At 69.8% G+C, this 18965-nt stretch carries 21 protein-coding genes; 10 read left to right on the top strand and 11 right to left on the bottom strand.

All coding sequences use genetic code 11. The features are described 5' to 3' along the window. The first annotated feature begins 169 nt into the window (after positions 1–169). The 4 genes from pdxH to C8P66_RS15510 are packed head-to-tail and all read left to right on the top strand — an operon-like array spanning position 170 to position 4390. Positions 170–757: a pyridoxamine 5'-phosphate oxidase gene (gene pdxH / locus C8P66_RS15525; protein WP_111399198.1), complete on the top strand. Its 588-nt coding sequence runs from the start codon at positions 170–172 to the stop codon at positions 755–757. Further along, entirely contained in the window at positions 754–2226 is a 1473-nt protein-coding gene (locus tag C8P66_RS15520) for a bifunctional aminoglycoside phosphotransferase/ATP-binding protein (RefSeq protein ID WP_111399197.1), read from the top strand. The genes pdxH and C8P66_RS15520 overlap by 4 nt, the downstream gene beginning before the upstream one ends. A gap of 57 nt (positions 2227–2283) precedes the next feature. Next, positions 2284–3159: a universal stress protein gene (locus C8P66_RS15515; RefSeq protein ID WP_111399196.1), complete on the top strand. Its 876-nt coding sequence runs from the start codon at positions 2284–2286 to the stop codon at positions 3157–3159. Between the two features lie 25 nt (positions 3160–3184). Beyond that, entirely contained in the window at positions 3185–4390 is a 1206-nt protein-coding gene (locus C8P66_RS15510; protein WP_111399195.1) for a hypothetical protein, read from the top strand. On the opposite strand, the gene C8P66_RS15505 is transcribed toward C8P66_RS15510, so the two are convergent. Next, entirely contained in the window at positions 4387–5643 is a 1257-nt protein-coding gene (locus tag C8P66_RS15505; RefSeq protein WP_111399194.1) for a DNA polymerase IV, read from the bottom strand. The two genes, C8P66_RS15510 and C8P66_RS15505, sit on opposite strands and share 4 nt — an antisense overlap. Positions 5644–5662: 19 nt before the next feature. Continuing rightward, complete coding sequence (locus C8P66_RS15500; protein ID WP_111399193.1) at positions 5663–6541, bottom strand: ROK family protein; 879 nt, start codon at positions 6539–6541, stop codon at positions 5663–5665. An 87-nt stretch (positions 6542–6628) separates the two neighbouring features. On the opposite strand from C8P66_RS15500, the gene C8P66_RS15495 reads away from it, so the two are divergent. Genes C8P66_RS15495 through C8P66_RS15470 form a run of 6 tightly spaced genes read left to right on the top strand, consistent with a single transcriptional unit; the run spans position 6629 to position 11639 of the window. Beyond that, the gene (locus tag C8P66_RS15495) at positions 6629–6865 is read left to right on the top strand and encodes a sulfurtransferase TusA family protein (RefSeq protein WP_111399192.1); all 237 of its coding nucleotides are present in this window, start codon (positions 6629–6631) and stop codon (positions 6863–6865) included. Then, entirely contained in the window at positions 6862–7785 is a 924-nt protein-coding gene (locus tag C8P66_RS15490) for a histone deacetylase family protein (RefSeq protein WP_111399191.1), read from the top strand. Before C8P66_RS15495 ends, C8P66_RS15490 begins: the two co-directional genes overlap by 4 nt. Before the next feature lie 19 nt (positions 7786–7804). Further along, positions 7805–8044: an exodeoxyribonuclease VII small subunit gene (locus C8P66_RS15485; RefSeq protein WP_111399190.1), complete on the top strand. Its 240-nt coding sequence runs from the start codon at positions 7805–7807 to the stop codon at positions 8042–8044. Then, positions 8041–8952: a polyprenyl synthetase family protein gene (locus C8P66_RS15480; RefSeq protein ID WP_111399189.1), complete on the top strand. Its 912-nt coding sequence runs from the start codon at positions 8041–8043 to the stop codon at positions 8950–8952. Before C8P66_RS15485 ends, C8P66_RS15480 begins: the two co-directional genes overlap by 4 nt. After that, the gene (gene dxs / locus C8P66_RS15475; protein ID WP_111399188.1) at positions 8949–10871 is read left to right on the top strand and encodes a 1-deoxy-D-xylulose-5-phosphate synthase; all 1923 of its coding nucleotides are present in this window, start codon (positions 8949–8951) and stop codon (positions 10869–10871) included. The genes C8P66_RS15480 and dxs overlap by 4 nt, the downstream gene beginning before the upstream one ends. Before the next feature lie 15 nt (positions 10872–10886). Then, a complete protein-coding gene (locus tag C8P66_RS15470; RefSeq protein ID WP_111399187.1) occupies positions 10887–11639 on the top strand; it encodes a TlyA family RNA methyltransferase in 753 nt (250 codons plus the stop codon). 3 nt (positions 11640–11642) lie between these two features. On the opposite strand, the gene C8P66_RS15465 is transcribed toward C8P66_RS15470, so the two are convergent. The 9 genes from C8P66_RS15465 to sufD all read right to left on the bottom strand — a co-directional run bounded on the left by C8P66_RS15465 (position 11643) and on the right by sufD (position 18870). Continuing rightward, positions 11643–12821, bottom strand: a complete 1179-nt coding sequence (locus C8P66_RS15465; protein WP_456303645.1) for a PQQ-dependent sugar dehydrogenase — start codon at positions 12819–12821, stop codon at positions 11643–11645. A gap of 228 nt (positions 12822–13049) precedes the next feature. Beyond that, complete coding sequence (locus tag C8P66_RS15460; protein WP_111399185.1) at positions 13050–13202, bottom strand: peptide chain release factor 1; 153 nt, start codon at positions 13200–13202, stop codon at positions 13050–13052. A 112-nt stretch (positions 13203–13314) separates the two neighbouring features. Then, positions 13315–14805: an MFS transporter gene (locus tag C8P66_RS15455; RefSeq protein ID WP_111399184.1), complete on the bottom strand. Its 1491-nt coding sequence runs from the start codon at positions 14803–14805 to the stop codon at positions 13315–13317. A 5-nt stretch (positions 14806–14810) separates the two neighbouring features. Beyond that, positions 14811–15110, bottom strand: a complete 300-nt coding sequence (locus C8P66_RS15450) for an OsmC family protein (RefSeq protein ID WP_111399183.1) — start codon at positions 15108–15110, stop codon at positions 14811–14813. 49 nt (positions 15111–15159) lie between these two features. Continuing rightward, positions 15160–15531 (bottom strand): HesB/IscA family protein, encoded by a 372-nt coding sequence (locus C8P66_RS15445; protein WP_111399182.1) that lies wholly within the window; start codon positions 15529–15531, stop codon positions 15160–15162. Between the two features lie 13 nt (positions 15532–15544). Next, a complete protein-coding gene (locus tag C8P66_RS15440; protein ID WP_111399181.1) occupies positions 15545–15937 on the bottom strand; it encodes an SUF system Fe-S cluster assembly protein in 393 nt (130 codons plus the stop codon). Further along, entirely contained in the window at positions 15897–16364 is a 468-nt protein-coding gene (gene sufU, locus C8P66_RS15435; protein WP_111399180.1) for a Fe-S cluster assembly sulfur transfer protein SufU, read from the bottom strand. Before sufU ends, C8P66_RS15440 begins: the two co-directional genes overlap by 41 nt. Further along, positions 16364–17611, bottom strand: coding sequence for an aminotransferase class V-fold PLP-dependent enzyme (locus C8P66_RS15430; protein WP_111399179.1), 1248 nt, complete (start codon positions 17609–17611; stop codon positions 16364–16366). Before C8P66_RS15430 ends, sufU begins: the two co-directional genes overlap by 1 nt. After that, complete coding sequence (sufD, locus tag C8P66_RS15425; protein ID WP_111399178.1) at positions 17611–18870, bottom strand: Fe-S cluster assembly protein SufD; 1260 nt, start codon at positions 18868–18870, stop codon at positions 17611–17613. Before sufD ends, C8P66_RS15430 begins: the two co-directional genes overlap by 1 nt. Between the last annotated feature and the right edge of the window lie 95 nt (positions 18871–18965).

Raw genomic sequence — 18965 nt, 5'->3', positions numbered from 1 at the left:
TCAGGGGCGCGTCCAGGCCGGGAGCCACTGAAAGCGGCGTAGGAATAGCGTCATTCATGTAAAGGCATACCAGCGGTTGCGAGGGTCGCGTCCTGGTGGCACACGCCACCCCATGCGGCAAGGGGCAGCTGCCCCCGCCCCGTCGCCGCCCAATATCAGGCTACCCGCCATGCAGACAACAACCGAAGACCCTTTCGCCCTGTTCGAAGAGTGGATGGCTGAGGCCACCGCAGCCGAGGTGAACGATCCAAATGCGATGTCGGTGGCAACCGCGACGCCGGAAGGCGCCCCCGCTGTCCGCATCCTGCTGCTGAAGGGGCTCGACCCGCGCGGCTTCGTCTTTTTCAGCCATGACAATGGCCGCAAGGGCCATGAGATGGCCGCGAACCCTCGGGCCGCCCTGTGCTTCCACTGGAAGAGCCTGCGCCGCCAGATCCGCATCGAGGGCGCGATCGAACGCGTGAGCGATGCCGAGGCCGATGCCTATTACGCCTCCCGCCCGCGGCTTTCGCGGATCGGCGCCTGGGCCTCGCGCCAGACCACCCCGCTCGGCTCCCGCGCCGAGCTGGAGGCGGGCGTCGCGGCCGCCGATGCCCGCTTCCCCGGCGAGGAGGTGCCCCGCCCACCGCATTGGGGCGGCTTCCGCTGCATCCCCTCCCGGATCGAGTTCTGGCGCGACATGCCCTTCCGCCTGCATGAGCGGCGCGTGTTCTTCCGTGCCGGCACGGGCTGGGCGATCGAGATGCTGTACCCGTGACCATCCCGGCCGCGCAGTCCGAGGCCGCCGCCCTGCTGGCGCGGCTGACGGGTGCGCGGCCGATCGAGACGCATATCTCCGCCGTCTATGTCGGCCCCGACCGCGTGCTGAAGATGAAGAAGGCGGTGGCGCTCGACTTCCTGGACTTTTCCGGCCTGGCCGACCGGCGGCGCTTCCTGCGGCGTGAGTTCGAGCTGAACGCGCCCTTCGCCCCCGGTCTCTATCGCGGCGTGCTGCCGATCGGGCGGCGGGATGGCGCATTGGTGCTCGGCGCGGAGCCGGCCGAGGAATGGGTGCTGGAGATGGCGCCCGTTCCGCCCGGCGATTTCCTCGATGCCGTGGCAGCGCGTGGCGAGTTGGACGAGACCCGGCTCGACGCGCTGGCCGATGCCGTCTTGGCCATGCATGCGGCGCTGCCAGAAGTACCTGGGGTGGACCAGATCGAGCGCCTGCTCGGCGTGGTGGCCTCCAACCGCCGCGCCGCATTGGGCGCCGGCCTGCCCCCCGTGCGCATCGAGGCACTGGCCGCCAGCCTCACCTCCCGGCTGCAGGGGCTGAGGCCGTGCCTGGCCGCGCGGCAGGGGCATATCCGCCGCTGCCATGGCGATCTGCATCTGGGCAACCTGCTGCTCTGGCACGGCCGGCCGACGCCCTTCGACGCGCTGGAATTCGACGAGGCCCTGGCCGAGATCGACACCGGCTACGACCTCGCCTTCCTGCTGATGGACCTCGACCGCCGTTGCGGCCGCGCCGCCGCCAACCGGGTGCTGAACCGCTATGTCGGGCGCGGCGGCGACGCCGGGCTGCTCGGCCCGCTGCCGGTCTGGCTCGCGATCCGGGCGCTGATCCGGGCGCAGTGCGAGGCCACGGCAGGGCATGACGGCCTGCCGCTGCTGGCCGTGGCCGAGGCCTTCCTGCACGCTGCCCCCGCCCCGGTGCTGGCGATCGGCGGGCTGCAGGGCACCGGCAAATCCCGCCTCGCCCGTGCCCTGGCCCCGGACCTCGGCCCCGCTCCGGGTGCTGTGATCCTGCGCAGCGATGAGATCCGCAAACGGCTGCACGGGGTGGCGCCCGAGGCCAGCCTGCCCGACTCCGCCTATACCCCCGCCGCCAGCGCCGCGGTCCATGCCGAGATGTTGGCGCTGCTGGCGGCCGCGATCGCAGCGGGCCATGCCGTGATCCTGGATGCGATGTTCCTCGACCCCCTGATCCGCGCCGAGGTCGGGGCGGCGGCCAGCCCGGCGCGCTTCCGGGGGATCTGGCTGGAGGCGCCGCTCGACGTGCTGCGCGCGCGGGTCGCCGGGCGGCACGGCGATGCCTCGGACGCCACGGTCGCCGTGCTGGAGCGCTCCGCCGCGGCCGACCCCGGAACGATCGAATGGGCACGGCTGGATGCCAGCGGGGATGCCTTGCCAGCGGCGCGGGACCTGCTTGATCAGGACATTTTACGGGCGACGCACGGCCGGTAATACTGCGCTACTATCCCATCGCCGGACGCACACACCCAATTCGAGGGGACAGCCACCATGGCCTACCGCCGCCTGCTTCTGCCCTTGACCGGCACCGCCTCGGGTGAGGCCGCGCTGAACGCCGCCCTGCATGTCGCGCAGATCTACGACGCCCATGTCCATTGCCTCCATGTGCGCATCGATGCGCGCGATGTGGCGCCCCTGGCTGGCGAGGGCCTCTCCGGCGCGATGATCGAGGAGATGATGGCCGCGACCGAACGCGAGAGCGGCCAGCGCGCCGATCGCGTGAAGGACCTCTGGACCCGCTTCGTCGCCGGCCGCGACGTGACCCTGGCGGAATCCGCCGAAGCCGCGATGAAGGCCCCGGGCGCCACCCTCTCCTTCCAGTCCATTGCCGGGCGCGAGGAGGACATCGTCGCCCAGCAGGCGCGGCTCTATGACCTTGTCGTGGTCCCGCACCCCGAAGCGGGCGAGGATGTCTCCTCCTCCGACGCGCTGCATGCCGTGCTGTTCGACAGCGGCCGCCCGGTGCTGATGGCCCCGCGCGAGACGCCGCCGGTGATCGGGGACCGCGTCTGCGTCGCCTGGAACGGCACCGCGCAGAGTGCGACCAGCATCAACGAGGCGCTGCCCTGGCTGCATCGCGCCAAGGCCGTCGCCATCCTGCACGGCCCGGAATACCAGCGCCGTGGCCCCGAGGCCTCCGGCATCCAGACCTATCTGCGCTGGCATGGGATCGAGGCGGAGACGATCTCCTTCTCGCCGCAGACCCGGGAAGTGGGCGCCGGGCTGCTGGGCGCGTCGCGGGATTTCGGTGCCGATCTGCTGGTGATGGGTGCCTATAGTCATTCCCGCCTGCGCCAGTTGATCCTCGGCGGGGTGACTAGGCATGTGCTGGAAAACGCCGATATCGCCGTTCAGATGTGCCGCTGAACCCTCCCTGCCCCCCGGAGCCGACATGACGATCGCCCAGCCGCGTGCCGCCGCCACCGACATCAACGCCTTCGTGGCGCTCTGCGGGCGGCGGCGCTGGGCGAACCGGGTGGCGGCGCTGACGGATATGGGCGCAAGCAATTCCCAGGCGGCCCGCGCCACCTTGCAGCGCCATGCGCTGGAACTGACCCTGGCGCGCATGGCCGATCCGGCGGCCGCGGCCAGCGCCTCACGCGGCGAGAGGCTGATCCTGGCCTTCGCACGGGAGGCAGCGCGGCTGGCCGGCAACCTCGCCCCCGCCCCCCGCGCCCGTCTGGTGGCGCTGCTGCGCGATGGGCTGGAGGGCGAGGCGACGCTGATCCCCCTGTTCCACACCCTGCGCGTTGCCGCGATGCAGCGCGCCCGGGGCTTCGAGGTGCATTTCGCGGGCCTGGCGGATGACAGCCCGCATGACCTGCTGATCCGCCGCGACGGCCAGGAGGCGGAGGTGGTCTGCGAGACGGTCTCGGCCGAGGAAGGCCGTCCGGTGCATCGTGGCGACTGGTGCGCGCTGGTGGATATGGTGAACCCGGACCTGCGGACCTGGCTCGCCGCGCATCCCGGCCGGTATCTGTTGAAGATGACCTTGCCGGAGGGGTTGCAGGGGCCGACGCGAACGGCGGCGCTCCACGCCCAGATATCGGCCATGCTGGCTGCCCAAAAGCGCCAGAACGCCTCGGGCGATGCGGTGATGAAGCTCGATCCGCTGATCCTGGCCGGTGCCCAGGCGAGCCTGAACCCCAGCCTGCCCTCCACCCTGCGCGCGAGTTTCGGGCATGAGGCGCATCTGGCGGTGACCGGCGATGCCTCGGGCGGCAGCGTCTTCGTCATGGCGGCGCGGGCGGGGCAGGAGAATGCGATCGCCTCGGCCGTCGCCCGCCGCATGGCAGCCGCGGCCTCGGCCCGGCTGACGGGGCTGCGGCCAGGCATCCTCGCGATGTTCGTGGAGGATCTGCAGCGCAGCGAATGGCGCGCGCTGCGCGAAACCCTGGAGCTTGAAGGTGCGGCCCGCCGCTTCCTGACCGACCGCGCGGCAAAGCCGGTGCTGGCGATCTCCTGTAGCAGCCGGATGGAGATGTTCGGCCTGACCCCGCCCGACGCCGCCGAGGGCGGGGAGCTGCGCTTCCGCAACCAGGCGCATCCGGCGGCGAGGGATCCGGCTTTCCTGCCAGCGATCGCCTCCTCGGTCTAACGCTTCGGCCGCAGGCCCCGCCCAGCCCCCAAAACCCCTTCGCCGAATTTCGCCCGCAGCGCCTCGACCGCCTTCCAGCGCGCGGCGCGCCTTGGCGCATCCGGGTCGGCCAGATCGCCGGCATCGGCGCCGAGGGCCGGCACCAGAGGTGCCGCACCGATCCCGATCAGCCGGAAGGCCGTGCCGTCCACCTCCCGCGCCAGCAGCGGGCGGATGGCGGCGAACAGGGTCTCGGGCACGCTGCTCGGCGTGGGCAGGCGGGCCGCGCGGGTACGGCTCGCGAAATCGGCGGTCTTGAGTTTCAGCACCACCCCGCCGGCGGCAAATCCCTTCTCCGCGAGGCGCCGCGCGAGCCGCTCGCACAGCCGCCACAGCGGCGCCTCCAACGCCTCCGCCGTGGCAAGGTCGGCGTCGAAGGTGGTCTCGGCACTGATCGACTTGGTCTCGCGCACGGGGTCCACGGGGCGGTTGTCCTCCCCGCGCGCCCGGGCGGCCAAAGCGGGGCCGTCCTCGCCGAACCGCAGCGCCGCTTTGGCATCGAGCGAGCCGAGCTGGCCGAGGGTCACGATGCCCGCCCGCGCCAGCCGCTGGGCCGCGGCCGGCCCGATCCCGGGCAGCAGCCGCACCGGCTCGGAGGCGAGCAGGGCGCGGGCCTCGGCCCCGATCACCGCGAAGCCGCGCGGCTTGTCCCGCCCCGCGGCGATCTTGGCCAGCAATCGGTTGCTGGCCAGGCCGATCGACACGGTCACCCCCACCTCGCGCTCCACCGCCAGGGCGAAGCGGGCCAGGGTCACGGCCGGGGGGGCGCGGTGCAGCGCCTCGGTGCCGGACAGATCCAGCACCGCCTCATCGATCGAGAGCGGCTGCACCAAGGGGGTCAGCGCCTCCATCATCGCGCGGAGCTGGCGGGCGCAGGTCGCGTATTTCGCCATGTTCGGCTTGATCACCACCGCATCCGGGCAGGCCTCCAGCGCCTTGAACATCGGCATCGCCGAGCGCACGCCACGGGTCCGCGCGACATAGCAGGCCGCCGCCACCACCCCGCGCCGGCCGCCGCCGATCAGCACGGGCTTGCCGCGCAGCGACGGGTCGTCGCGCTTCTCGACACTGGCGAAGAAGGCGTCGCAATCGACATGGGCGATGCTGAGCGCCAGCAGCTCGGCATGGGTCACCACCCGCCCGCTGCCGCAGGACGGGCAGCTGCGGAAGGCGGCCTCGGCATGGTGCAGACAATCGCGGCAGAGGCTGGTCACGCCCCGCCCCCTATCCTGGCTAGTCCCAGAGCCTGGCGGCACCGAACACCCCGGAGCTGTCGCCATGCAGCGCCTCGCGCAGCACCACGCGCTTGAGGTCCCCGAACATCCACGGCGCCATCAGATCCGGCACCTGCTCATAGAGGTGCTGCAGCTTCGACACGCCGCCGGCCAGCACGATGCAATGCGGGTCCAGGATATTGGCGATCATCGCCAGCGCCCGGGCCAGGCGGTGGGCGTGGCGGTCCAATGCCGCCTGGGCGCGCGGGTCGCCTTCCGCCGCCCTGGTCTCCACCGCGCGGCCCGTGGTCGCGCCCGAATCCGCCGCCAACGCCGGGCCGGAGAGGAAGGTTTCGAGGCAGCCGCGCCGCCCGCACCAGCACATCGGACCGGGGAATTCCTCCTCCGTCATCCAGGGCAGCGGGGTATGGCCCCATTCGCCGGCGATGCCGTTCAACCCCTCCAGCACCTTGCCGCCGACCACGATGCCGCCGCCGACGCCGGTGCCAAGGATCACCGCGAAGACGGTGGGAAAGCCCGCGCCGGCGCCATCCGTGGCCTCCGACAGCGCCAGGCAGTTCGCATCATTGGCCACCCGCACCTCGCGCCCCAGCCGGGCGCAGAGGTCGGCGCCGAAGGGCTGGCCGTTCAGCGCCTGGGTATTGGCATTGCGCACCAGCCCGGTCTCGGGCGAGGGGCTGCCGGGGATGCCGATGCCGACGGTGGCCGTCTCGCCAGCCTCGGCCTCGGCGGCCTCCACCAGCCCGGCCACGCTGGTGATGATGGCAGCATAGTCATCATGTGGGGTTGGGATGCGCCGGCGCAGGCGGGGCTGGCCCGTCGCGTCCAGCGCCACGATTTCTATCTTCGTTCCACCCAGGTCGATACCGATGCGCATCCCCCCAGGGTGGAAGACGGCGGCGCGCGCGGCAAGCCCCGACTCGCTGAGCTTGCCGAAGCGGGCCCGTGGTGGTGGAGTCGCCGCATGAGCGAGACGATGCTGGACGTCAGCGGCCTGACCTGCCCGCTGCCGGTTCTCAAGGCCAACAAGGCGCTGCGGGGCCTGCCCGCCGGGGCGAGGCTGACCGTGATCGCGACCGACCCTGCCTCGGTGGCCGATTTCCACGCCTACGCGGCCGAAACCGGCCATGCGCTGGTCTCGGTCAGCCAGGATAAGGGCGCCTGGCGCTTCACCCTGCGCAAGCGTGACGCGGCGCCATGAGCGTCCTGCTCCTGACCCATCACGCCTGCCTGCGCCATGACATGGGCGAGGGCCATCCGGAATGCCCGGACCGGCTGCGCGCCGTGCTGGCGGCATTGGAGGGCGAGGAATTCGCGACCCTGCTGCGCGACCACGCGCCGCTGGCGACCCGGGAGCAGCTGCTCCTCATCCACCCCGAGGCGCATGTGGATGCCATCCTGGCGATCCGGCCGCAGGGGGATGAGCGTGTCGCGCTGGATGGCGACACGATGATGAGCGCCGGCAGCGTCGATGCCGCGCTGCGCGCCACGGGTGCCGCCATCGCCGGCGTCGATGCCGTCTGCCGCGGCGAGGTCTTGCGCGCCTTCTGCGCCATCCGCCCGCCGGGGCACCATGCCGAGCCCAATCAATCCATGGGGTTCTGCCTGTTCAGCACCGCAGCCATCGCCGCCCGCCACGCCCAGGTGGCGCATGGGCTGTCCCGCGTCGCGGTCGCGGATTTCGACGTGCATCATGGCAATGGCACCCAGGCCGCCTTCTGGGACGCGGAGGGGCTGTTCCTCGCCTCCTCCCATCAGATGCCGCTCTATCCCGGCACCGGCAGCCTGGCCGAGACCGGCGCGCGGGGGAATATCTGCAATGGCCCGCTGCATCCGGGCGCCAATGGCGCGGATTTCCGCGCGGTCTGGCGGGATCGGCTGCTGCCGGCGCTGGTGGCGTTCGACCCGGAATTGCTCATCATCTCGGCCGGTTTTGACGCCCATGCCGCCGATCCGCTGGCCCAATGCCGGCTGCGGGAGGCCGACTACACCTGGATCACAACCGAGCTCTGCGCCCTGGCCAGGGATGGGCGGGTGGTTTCCGTGTTGGAAGGCGGCTACGACCTCGTCGCACTAGCCGCCTCCACCGCCGCCCATGTCCGGGCGCTGATGGTGGCCTGACCGATGGGAGCCGCCTGGCATGGCCGATGCCGCCGAGATCGCCGACCTGTCCTTCGAAGCGGCCCTGGCCGAGCTTGAAGGCATCGTGAAACGCCTGGAAACCGGCCAGGGCGCCTTGGCCGAGGCGATCGGCGCCTATGAGCGCGGCGACGCGCTGCGCCGGCATTGCGAGCGGCTGCTGGCCGAAGCCGAGGCCAAGGTGCTCGCCATCACCCTCGGCCCCGATGGCCAGGCGGCGGGCACGAGGCCCATGGAATGAGCGGCCAGGCGGAGCCGGTGGAGCTGCATGCGGCGCTGGCCCTGGCACGGGCGGAGATCGAGGGAGCGCTCGACATGCTCCTGCCGATCGAGGAGGGCGACGAGGCCCGCCTCTTTGCCGCCATGCGCCATGCCGCACTCGGCGGCGGCAAGCGGATGCGCGGGTTCCTGGTGCTGGAAGGGGCCGGGCAATTCACCGTCGCGCGGGAATCCGCCCTGCGGGTCGCGGCGGCGATCGAGATGCTGCACGCCTATTCCCTGATCCACGACGACCTGCCGGCGATGGATGACGATGATTTGCGCCGCGGCAAGCCGACCTGCCACATCGCCTTCGACGAGGCGACGGCGATCCTGGCGGGCGATGCGCTCCAGGCCCTCGCCTTCCAGATCCTCTCCGAGGAAGACACCCACGCCGACCCCGCCGTCCGCTGCGAACTGGTCCGCTGCCTCGCCCGTGCCGCCGGTGCGCGCGGCATGTGCGGCGGGCAGATGCTGGATATTCTCTCGGAATCCGCGACCCAGGCGCATACCGAAGCCGAGGTCGGGCGTTTGCAGATGATGAAGACCGGGCGCCTCATCGAATTCTCGGCCGAGGCGGGCGCCATCCTCGGCAAGGCCCCGGCCGCCCAGCGGCATGCCCTGGCGCTGTATGGCCGCGAGGTCGGCGCCGCCTTCCAGATCGCCGACGACCTGCTGGACCTGACCTCGACGCCTGAGGAGACCGGCAAGCGCACCGCCAAGGATGCCGCGGCCGGAAAAGCGACCTTGGTGGCCCTTCTTGGGCCGGAACGGGCGCGGTCGCAGGCGGAACGATTGATCGAGCAGGCCACCCGGCATCTGGACAGTTTCGGTGATCGTGCCAACATTTTACGCATGCTAGCCCAATATGTGCTTGGCCGTCGGTCATGACCGCCCGCCCGGTAACCCCGCTGCTGGATCGCGTGAACGTCCCAGCCGATCTTCGCAATTTCTCGGCCGAACAGCTCAAGCAATTGGCCGATGAGCTGCGCGCGGAGACCATCCACGTTGTCTCCACCACCGGTGGCCACCTCGGCGCCTCGCTCGGCGTGGTCGAGTTGACGGTCGCGATCCATGCCGTCTTCGACACGCCGCATGACCGCCTGATCTGGGATGTCGGCCACCAAGCCTATCCTCACAAGATTCTGACCGGGCGGCGCGACCGCATCCGCACCCTGCGCCAGGGCGGTGGGCTCTCGGGCTTCACCCGGCGGTCGGAGAGCGAATACGACCCCTTCGGCGCCGCGCATTCCAGCACCAGCATCTCGGCCGGCCTCGGCATGGCGGTCGCCCGCGACCTGAAGGGCGACGACCGCCATGTCATCGCCGTCATCGGCGACGGCGCGATGAGCGCGGGCATGGCCTATGAGGCGATGAACAATGCCGGGGCGCAGAAGTCGCGGCTGATCGTCATCCTCAACGACAATGACATGAGCATCGCCCCCCCGGTGGGCGCGCTCTCGGCCTATCTGTCGCGGCTGATCTCCTCCCGCCCCTTCCTGTCGCTACGTGAGGTGATGGCCAAGGTCGCCCGCCGCTTCCCAGCCCCGCTTGAGCGCGCCGCTCGGCGGGCCGATGAATATGCCCGTGGGCTGCTGACCGGCGGGACGCTGTTCGAGGAACTCGGCTTCTATTACGTCGGCCCGGTGGATGGGCACGAACTCGACCATCTGCTGCCGATCCTGCGCAACCTGCGGGATGCCGAGGATGCCCGGCCGATCCTGCTGCATGCGGTGACGCAGAAGGGCCGCGGCTATGCCCCGGCCGAGGCCTCCGCCGACAAATACCATGGCGTCCAGAAATTCAACGTCATCACCGGCGAGCAGCAAAAGGCCCCGCCGGGCCCGCCCGCCTATACCAAGGTCTTCGCCAAGGCGCTGATCACCGAGGCCTCGGCCGATGACCGCATTGTCGCCATCACCGCCGCGATGCCGGGCGGCACCGGGCTCGACGCCTTCGCCAAGGCCTTCCCGACCCGCTGCTTCGACGTCGGCATCGCCGAGCAGCATGCGGTGACCTTCGCCGCCGGCATGGCGACCGAGGGCATGAAGCCCTTCGTCGCGATCTACTCGACCTTCCTCCAACGCGCCTATGACCAGGTGGTGCATGACGTGGCGCTGCAATCCCTGCCGGTGCGCTTCGCCATGGACCGTGCCGGGCTGGTGGGGGCCGATGGCGCGACCCATGCCGGCGCCTATGACATCGCCTTCCTCGGCTGCCTGCCGGGCATGACGCTCATGGCCGCGGCGGATGAGGTGGAGCTGACCCATATGGTCGCGACCGCCGCCGCCTTCGACGAGGGCCCGATCGGGCTGCGTTTTCCGCGCGGGGACAGCACCGGCCTCGCCCTGCCCGAACGCGGCACGCCGCTGGAGATCGGCCGCGGCCGGATTTTGCGGGAGGGAACCACGATCTGCCTGCTCTCCTACGGCACCCGCCTCGCGGAAGCGCTGCTGGCGGCGGATGATTTCGCCGCGCGCGGCCTGTCCTGCACCGTCGCCGATGCGCGCTTCGCCAAGCCGCTGGATACCGCGCTGATCGAGCGCCTCGCGCGCGAACACGCGGTGCTCATCACCCTGGAGGAAGGTGCCCCCGGCGGCTTCGGCGCCATGGTGTTGCAGCATCTGGCCAAGACCGGGCTGCTGGACCGTGGCTTGCGTATCCGCACGCTGTGCCTGCCCGATCGTTTGATCGACCACGACAGCCCGCGAAAGCAGTATGACGAGGCGGGGCTGAATGCCCCGCAGATCGTCGCGGCGGGGCTTGCGGCCCTTGGGTCCGACGCCCAGGCCCGTCCCGCCCGCGCCTGAAGGAGTTTCAGCATCATGGCCAGCGCAGCCCGTCTGCGGGCCGATCTGGCGCTTGTGGAGCGCGGCCTCGCCGAAAGCCGCACCCGCGCCCAGGCCTATATCCTCGCCGGCAAGGTGTTTTCCGGCGAGGCGCGGGTCAACAAGCCCGGCGACCTGCTCCGTGCCGACCAGCCACTTGAACTACGCGGGCAGGACCACCCTTGGGTCAGCCGAGGCGGGCTGAAGCTCGACCATGCGCTGAGCCATTTCGGGCTGGACCCGACCGGACGGACCTGCCTGGACATCGGCGCCTCCACCGGCGGCTTCACCGATGTGTTGTTGACCCGTGGGGCGGCGCATGTGGTGGCCGTGGATGTGGGGCACGGGCAATTGGCCTGGACCTTGCGGCAGGACCCGCGGGTCACGGTGATGGAACGGGTCAATGCCCGCTATCTCGATGCCACGCAGGTGCCGGAACCGGCGGGGGTGCTGGTCTGCGACGCCAGCTTCATCGGGCTACGCACAGTGCTGGCGGCGCCGCTCGCCCTCTGCGGCCCAGGGGCCTGGGCGGTCGCGCTGATCAAGCCGCAGTTCGAGGCTGGCCCCTCCCAGGTCGGCAAGGGGGGCGTGGTGCGCGACCCCGCCGTGCATGAGGAGGTGTGCCAGCGAGTCCGCGACTGGTGGAGCGCCCTGCCTGGCTGGACGGTGCTGGGGATCGAACCGAGCCCGATCCTGGGCCCGGAGGGCAACCGTGAATTCCTGATCGCCGCCCGCCGGGCCGAGGCGTGAGGATCACCGCGCCCCTTCGGTAACCCGCCAGATGATGTTGCCGACGTCATCGGCGACAAGCAGCCCGCCATGCCCATCCAGCGCCACCCCGACCGGGCGGCCCCGCGCCTGACCCTGATCATTCAGGAAGCCTGTCAGCACCTCGATCGGCTCGCCGTTCGGGCGCCCTTCGGCGAAGGGGATGAAGATGACGCGGTAGCCGCTCGGCGGCCGCCGGTTCCACGACCCGTGCTGCCCGACAAAGGCCCCGGCGGCGAAGGGCGCGGGCAGCCCGCTGCGCGCCGTGATCGCAAGCCCGAGGGAGGCGGTATGCGCCCCCAAGGCGTAATCCGGCACGATCGCCCGCGCGACCATCTCCGGCTGCTGGGGGGCGACCCGCTCATCCACATGCTGGCCGTAGTAGCTGAACGGCCAGCCATAGAAGCCGCCATCGCGCACCGAGGTCATGAAATCGGGCACCAAGTCGCTGCCGATCTCATCCCGCTCGTTGACCGCGGTCCAGAGCACCGGCGTTGGGCCCGGCGCGAAGGACAGGCCATTGGGGTTGCGCAAGCCGGTGGCATAGCTGCGGTGCTCGCCGGTCCGGGCATCGACTTCCCATATCTGGGCGCGACCTTCCTCGGCGGGCAGCCCGTTTTCGCCGACGTTGCTGTTGGAGCCGATGCTCACATAGAGGAACCGCCCATCCGGGCTCGCCACCAGGTTCTTGGTCCAGTGATGGTTGATCGGTCCCGCCGGCAGGTCGGTCAGCACCGTGCCGGGATCGGTGATGCTGGTCTGGCCGGTCTGGTAGGGGTAGCGGCGCACCGCATCGGTATCCGCGACAAAGATCTCGTCGCCGATCAGGGCCATGCCGAAGGGGGAATGCAGTCCTTGCAAGAAGACGGTCCGCGTCTCGGCCACCCCATCGCCATCCGCATCCCGCAGGAGGGAGATGCGGTCGGCACTGGGCACGCCGGCCCCGGCCCGCGCCATGATGCGGCGCATGATGAAGCCCCGCAGCCCGGGGCTGTCCTCAGGCTTGGGCGGGGCGTTGCTCTCGGCCACCAGCACGTCGCCATTGGGCAGGGGATAGACGTTGCGGGGATGGTCGAGCCCACTGGCGAAGGCCACGACGCCCAGCCCCGGCGCCGCAATGGGATGCGCACCTGCGGACCAGCCTACCGCGGGGGCAATGTTCACGGTGGGGATCAAGGTCGGGTTCGGCGGCGGAAGCCGCGGCTCCGGGCCAATCCCCGCCGATAGGGGGAGCGTCGCATTCTCGCTGCAAGCGAAAAGCGTGAAGCCCGCGCCGCCCAGCAGGAGCAGCGTTACCACGGCCAAAAAAGCTTTCTTCACGGCACATTACCTCTGTCTCGGACAGGATAACGTGGGTGAAGCGCTGTGGTTACCGGGGGCGTCAGGGGCCGCCTAACGCGGGGCGGGCGCCTGCTTCGGCCCGCCGAGCCCGCCGGATACCTCGGCCAGAAGAGCCCATATCCGCTCCGGGTCCATGCGGACAGACGGGTCGTTCAGGAGACGCTCCAGCTCAGCGATCTTTTGGTCTCGCTCAGCATCACTCATGCGTTCCTCCGCTGCCAATGGCCACATCATGCGCTGACAAACGGTGGCGTGACACGCCGCGTCACGCGCCACCCGATCACACCCGCGTGCGCGGGCGCAGCGCAACAACGCGCTACACGACCCGGCGTTGCGGATTGCTCCAGGCCAGGAGCGCCGAGGTCGCCGCATAGAGCCCAATCACCCCGAGCACGACGCGAAAGGCGATCCCCAGGTCGAGGCGGGCCAGGGCCGCGGCGGACTCGCTCATGCTCGCGGCCCCGGCCGAGCCGGATTCCAGCAGCGTGACCACGGCTGCCAACCCGCCCTGCCCCGCGAACGCCGCGGCGGCGGCAAAGAGCAGCGTGCCGGTGATGGCGGCGCCCGAGGCCGCCCCCAGCGAACGTGACAACTGCACCGAGGAGGACGCCGCCCCAAGCTGCGTCCTGCCGGCCGCCGATTGCACGGTGATCTGCACCACCGGCATCACGGTGCCGAGCAAGGGCGAAAGCAGGCCGAACCAAAGCGGCAGCCAATGCGTCGGGATATTCGGCAGCATGATCGCCAGCAAGAACAGGCCCGCCGCCAGCAAGGTCATGCCGATGCCGGAGAGCATCATGGTGACGCCGGTCCGGCTCATGATCTGGCCGGTGATGACCGAGCCGATCGCGATGCCGCCGGTCAGCGGCAGCAGGATCAACCCGGATTCAGCCGGCGACACCCCGCGCACCACCTGCAGGTAGAACGGCAGGAACGACACCAGGGAAATCAGGGTCGCCCCATGGCACAGCGCCATGGCATCCGCCCGCCAGATCTCCGGGCGGCGAATGAAGGCGATGGGCAGCAGGGGGGCCGCCGCCCGCGCCTCCCATTTCAACAGCAGCCAGACCAGGAGGGCGCCCGCCGGCAGCAGAATGGCCGCGGCCACCAGATGGGCCGAGGTCGGCTGGCGCAGAGCATCCAGGCCAAGCAGCACGCAGGGCGCGGCCATGGCGAAGATCACGACCCCCGGCATGTCGAGCACCGCACCGAGCCGCCCGCCAGGGGCGGTGGGTTTGGCGAGACGTAGCGCGAGCAGCGCCGCGAGCCCGACCAGCGGCAGGTTCACCAGGAAGACCGAGCGCCAGCCGAAGTGCTGCGCCAGCAGCCCGCCCAGCAGCGGCCCCATGGTGGAGGAGCAGAGAAACACGGTCGCAAGGTAGCCCTGGAAGCGCCCCCGCTGCCGTGGCGGCACCGTCTCGCCCACCAGCGCCTGGGAGAGCGTCATCAGCCCGCCACCGCCGAAGCCCTGCAACAGGCGGGCGGCCGCCAGCGCCTCCACGCTCGGCGCCATGGCGCAGCAGATCGACCCGGTCAGGAAAACGCCGAGCGCCCCCAGCAGCATCGAGCGCCGGCCATAGGCATCGCCCAGTCGCCCGTAGATCGGGGCGGCGATGGTGGTCGCCATCAGATAGGCGACGACGACCCAGGAGACATGTTCGACATTCCCCAGATCGGCGGCGATGGCCGGCAGGGCGGTGGCAACGATGGTCTGGTCGATCGCCGCCAGGAACATCGGCAAGGCGATCGACGGGAAGAGCCGGAAGAATACGGCGCGCGGGACGAGCCCCGCTTCGCCCTCTGCCATCTAGGCTACGCCACCTCCAGGGTGACGGGCATGTTGCCACGGATCGCTTTCGAATAGGGGCAGACCTGATGCGCCCCGGCCATCAGCGCCTCGGCCACCGCGCGGTCGAGCGCCGGAAGGCTGGTGGTCAGCGTGGTGGAACGTCGGAAGCCCGCATCGGTCTTGTCGATGGAAACGCCGCCGTCACGGCCGGGGCCGCCCATGCCCTTGGGGATCGAGAGGTCGAAGCTCAGCACGCCATCGCTGGACTCGACGTGCCCGTTGCGGCCGCCGACGGCGGTGGTGGTGCCTGTGTAGAGAGACATCGGACATTTTCCCTATCGTTGACCGGCCCCGGGATAATGCCCCCAGCCGTCAGACGTGGAAACTCTCGCCGCAGCCGCAGCGGCCCTTTTCATTCGGGTTTACGAAGGTGAAACCTGCGCTCATGGCCTTGGTTTCATAGTCCATGACGGTCCCGATGAGGAAAAGCGTCGCCTTGCTGTCGACCAGCACGGTCAGCCCCTGGTCCGTGACAACTTCGTCACCTGGGCGGGCCGCATCGACCCAACCGAGATCATAGGACAGGCCAGAGCAGCCCTTGGTCTTCACCGCGATCCGCAGCAGCCTGCCGGACTGGCCGCCGCTGTAAAGGCCGCGCAGCCGTTCGGCCGCGGCGTCGCTGATCCGCATCAGGGGCGGGAGTTCGCGCTTCACGCGGACGGGGGGTTGGGTGGTCGTGCTCATGACGTGGCCTCCCTCAAAACATGTTCAGGGCGAGGCGCGCGTCTTCCGACATGCGCGACTGGTCCCAGGTCGGGTCCCAGACGACTTCGACGGTGACGTCATTGACGCCGGGGACCATGCGGATGGCTTCCTCGACCTGCTGCGGCAGTTCCTGCGCAGAGGGGCAGGAGGGAGTCGTGAGGGTCATCTCGACCTTCACATTGCCCGAATCCTCGATCTCGATCGCGTAGATCAGGCCGAGTTCGTAGATGTCGACCGGGATCTCCGGGTCGAAGACGGTCTTGATCATGTCGATGATCGCGACCTCGGAGACCTTGGGCTGGTCCTCGCCCTGGGGGGTCCAGGCGCCGTGGACAGGGGCTTGTTCACTCACTGCGCGCGTCCTCCTGATTGTCGTCGAGCGCATTGTTCAGCGTATGCCAGGCCAGGGTCGCGCATTTCACCCGGCTCGGAAATTCATGCACGCCGGACAGGGGGCTGAGACGCTCCATGTCATCAGCGAGTTCGGCGCCGCAGTCCGGGCAGGTGCCGGTCATCGCCAGGCCGCGGAAGGCATTGCCGAGGGCGCGGGCCTGAGCCGGCGTCTTGCCGCGCACCGTCTCCGTCATCAGGCTGGCGCTGGCCATGCTGATGGCACAGCCGCGGCCCTGAAAGGCGGCATCGGCGATCTTGCCATCCTCCTCCATCGCCAGGAACAGCTCCATGCGGTCGCCGCAGAGCGGATTATCGCCGCGGGCATGATGGGTCGCGTTCTCAAGCCGGCGGAAATTCCGCGGCTTGCGGCCGTGGTCGAGGATGACTTCCTGGTACAGGTCGCGCAGATCGTCGAACATCAGGCGAAAAACTTTCGAGCATGGCCGAGGGCATCGGCCAGAAAATCCACTTCCTCGATGGTCGTGTAGATGCCGAAGGAAGCGCGGCACGTGCCGTCCAATCCAAATCGGGTGTGCAGGGGCTCGGCGCAATGGCGGCCGGCGCGGACCGCGATGCCGGCGCGGTCCAGCAATGTCGAGAGGTCATGGGCATGGGCGTTGTCGAGGCTGAAGGCGAAGACCCCGCCACGATCCTGTGCCGCGCCGAGGATGGACAGGCCTTCAACCGCCGAGAGCTTGGCCATGGCGTGTTCGGTCAGTTCGCGCTCATGCGCCTCGATCGCGTCGAAGCCGATGGCGTTCACGTAGTCGATGGCGGCGTGCAGGCCGACAGCCTCGATGATCGCGGGGGTTCCCGCCTCATGCTTGGCGGGAACCGGGGCCCAGAGGCTGCGTTCCAGCGTGACTTCGGAAATCATGTCGCCGCCGCCGTAGAGTGGGGGCATCGCCTCCAGCAGCGCCAGCCGGCCCCAGAGCACGCCGATGCCGGTCGGCCCGTAGAGCTTGTGGCCGGTGAACACATAGAAATCGCAACCGAGCGCCGTCAGATCCTGGCGGCGATGGACCGCGGCCTGGCTGCCGTCGAACAGCACCAAGGCACCCTTGGCATGGGCCAGTGCCACCACCCGTTCGGCGGGAACCACCGTGCCGAGCACGTTGGACATCTGCGTCACCGCGACGAGGCCGACGCGGCCATCGGCCAGCAGGTCTTCCAGATGCGCGAGGTCCAGCTCACCGGCATCGGTGACGCGGCAGACGCGGAGTTCGATCCCCCGCCCCGCATCCCGCAGCATCTGCCAGGGCACGAGGTTGGCATGATGCTCCATCTCCGACACCACCACCGCCTGGCCCGCGCGCATGACGCCACGGCCATGGCCATGGGCGACCATGTTGATGGCCTCGGTGCTGTTGCGGGTGAAGACGATCTCGCGGCTGTCGGCGACATTGAGGAATTTCGCGACGGCGCCGCGCGCGGCCTCGAAGGATTCTGTCGCGACTTCCGACAGATTATAGGCGCCGCGATGGACGTTCGCGTAGGCGGTCTCCATGCAGCGCGTCATCGCCGCGATCACCTGCCGCGGTTTTTGGGCGCTGGCACCGGAGTCGAGGAAGACCAGCGGCTTGCCACGCGGCGTGGGCGCCGAAAGGATCGGGAAATCCTGCCGGATGCGCGTCACATCGAAGCCGGGGCGAAGCACGCCGTCCATTACGCGGCCACCTTCCAGGCGCGGGTGAGCACGGCACGCACGGCGTCGCGCGCCGCTTCTTCGGGCATCTGGGCGATGGCGTCCTGCACGAAAGCCTCCACGAGCAGCGCACGCGCCTCGGTCATCGGAATGCCGCGCGAGCGGAGGAAGAACATTGCTTCCTCATCCAGCGCGCCGATGGTGGCGCCATGGCTGCATTTCACGTCATCGGCGTAGATTTCGAGCTGCGGCTTGGCGTCCATCTCCGCCTCGTCGCTCAGCAGCAAGGCCTGGTTCATCTGGTAGCCATCGGTCTTCTGGGCGATCTGGCGGACCAAAATCTTGCCCTGGAACACGCCCCGGGAGCGGCCGGCCAGCACCGACTTGTAGGTCTGGCGGCTGGCGCAGCCCGGGGCGGCGTGGTCGAGGTAGGTCGAGGTGTCGCAAACCCGCGTGCCGTCCAGAAGCTGCGCGCCGTTCAGATGCGCGGCGGCGCCGGTGCCGTTCAGGGCCACATGCATCTCGTTCCGCGTGATGCGGGCGCCGAGGTTCAGGGCGAAGCTGTCATAGACCGCATCGGCGGCGCAGCGCACGGCGATGGTCGCGACATGGAAGGCCTCCGGCGCCTCGGTGTTCAGCCGCAGATGCGTGAGCTTCGCGCCGGCGCCGAGGTCGATCTCGAACACCGGGTTGTGCAGCGAGGCGATGCCGGCAGCCGAGACATTCCGCTCGATCAGCAGCAGCGAGGCGCCGGCACCGAGCCGGATGACATGGCGCGGATGGAAGGCCGTGGGATGCGCGTCGCTGGCCGAAACCAGGTCGAGCGTGCCGCCATCGACGCCTTCGGCGAGATCGACGACCAGCCCGTCCTCGAACAGCATGGTGTTCAGCGCGACCATCGGCAGCACCGCATCGGCGATCCCACGGGTCGCGGCGGCGGGGTCCAGCGCCAGCGGCATGGCATAGGCGGGCAAGGCCGAGAGATCGTCGCGGAAGCGTCCATCGACGAAGACCGCGCGGATCGCGCCGGTTTCCGGCGGCAGGGCCACGGCGCCATCAACCGCGGTCAGCGGCTCATGAAACGCCGATTGGGCGACCGGGTTGAGGTCGGTGTACTTCCAGGCCTCGGCCCGCCGCGTCGGGAAGCCGGTGCGACGGAAGGTTGCCGCCGCGGCTTCACGTAGTGCAGCGACCGCCGGGAGCGTCGCACCAGGCAACCGGCCGGTCAGGCCCGCGTAGCGCCCCAGGAAACCCTCCGCACCTGTGCTGATCGCGGTCATGCTGCCCTACCGTTCAGATGCTGCTTCTGCAGTGCCTGACGCCGTGATCCTGGCATGCCAGGATCACGGCGCGGCGGCGGTGTCGGGATGGTTTT

This window comes from Humitalea rosea (genome assembly GCF_003253705.1).
Taxonomy (GTDB): Bacteria; Pseudomonadota; Alphaproteobacteria; order Acetobacterales; family Acetobacteraceae; genus Humitalea; species Humitalea rosea.
Note: the sequence above shows the minus strand (reverse complement) of the source record. Positions and strands in the feature narration are given on the sequence as shown.

Coding starts and splice junctions, on each gene's coding strand:
- pdxH (WP_111399198.1), top strand. CDS start 170: ATGCAGACAACAACCGAAGACCCTTTCGCCCTGTTCGAAGAGTGGATG.
- C8P66_RS15515 (WP_111399196.1), top strand. CDS start 2,284: ATGGCCTACCGCCGCCTGCTTCTGCCCTTGACCGGCACCGCCTCGGGT.
- C8P66_RS15510 (WP_111399195.1), top strand. CDS start 3,185: ATGACGATCGCCCAGCCGCGTGCCGCCGCCACCGACATCAACGCCTTC.
- C8P66_RS15500 (WP_111399193.1), bottom strand. CDS start 6,541: ATGCGCATCGGTATCGACCTGGGTGGAACGAAGATAGAAATCGTGGCG.
- C8P66_RS15495 (WP_111399192.1), top strand. CDS start 6,629: ATGAGCGAGACGATGCTGGACGTCAGCGGCCTGACCTGCCCGCTGCCG.
- C8P66_RS15490 (WP_111399191.1), top strand. CDS start 6,862: ATGAGCGTCCTGCTCCTGACCCATCACGCCTGCCTGCGCCATGACATG.
- C8P66_RS15485 (WP_111399190.1), top strand. CDS start 7,805: ATGGCCGATGCCGCCGAGATCGCCGACCTGTCCTTCGAAGCGGCCCTG.
- C8P66_RS15480 (WP_111399189.1), top strand. CDS start 8,041: ATGAGCGGCCAGGCGGAGCCGGTGGAGCTGCATGCGGCGCTGGCCCTG.
- dxs (WP_111399188.1), top strand. CDS start 8,949: ATGACCGCCCGCCCGGTAACCCCGCTGCTGGATCGCGTGAACGTCCCA.
- C8P66_RS15470 (WP_111399187.1), top strand. CDS start 10,887: ATGGCCAGCGCAGCCCGTCTGCGGGCCGATCTGGCGCTTGTGGAGCGC.
- C8P66_RS15460 (WP_111399185.1), bottom strand. CDS start 13,202: ATGAGTGATGCTGAGCGAGACCAAAAGATCGCTGAGCTGGAGCGTCTC.
- C8P66_RS15455 (WP_111399184.1), bottom strand. CDS start 14,805: ATGGCAGAGGGCGAAGCGGGGCTCGTCCCGCGCGCCGTATTCTTCCGG.
- C8P66_RS15450 (WP_111399183.1), bottom strand. CDS start 15,110: ATGTCTCTCTACACAGGCACCACCACCGCCGTCGGCGGCCGCAACGGG.
- C8P66_RS15445 (WP_111399182.1), bottom strand. CDS start 15,531: ATGAGCACGACCACCCAACCCCCCGTCCGCGTGAAGCGCGAACTCCCG.
- C8P66_RS15440 (WP_111399181.1), bottom strand. CDS start 15,937: ATGCGCTCGACGACAATCAGGAGGACGCGCGCAGTGAGTGAACAAGCC.
- sufU (WP_111399180.1), bottom strand. CDS start 16,364: ATGTTCGACGATCTGCGCGACCTGTACCAGGAAGTCATCCTCGACCAC.
- C8P66_RS15430 (WP_111399179.1), bottom strand. CDS start 17,611: ATGGACGGCGTGCTTCGCCCCGGCTTCGATGTGACGCGCATCCGGCAG.
- sufD (WP_111399178.1), bottom strand. CDS start 18,870: ATGACCGCGATCAGCACAGGTGCGGAGGGTTTCCTGGGGCGCTACGCG.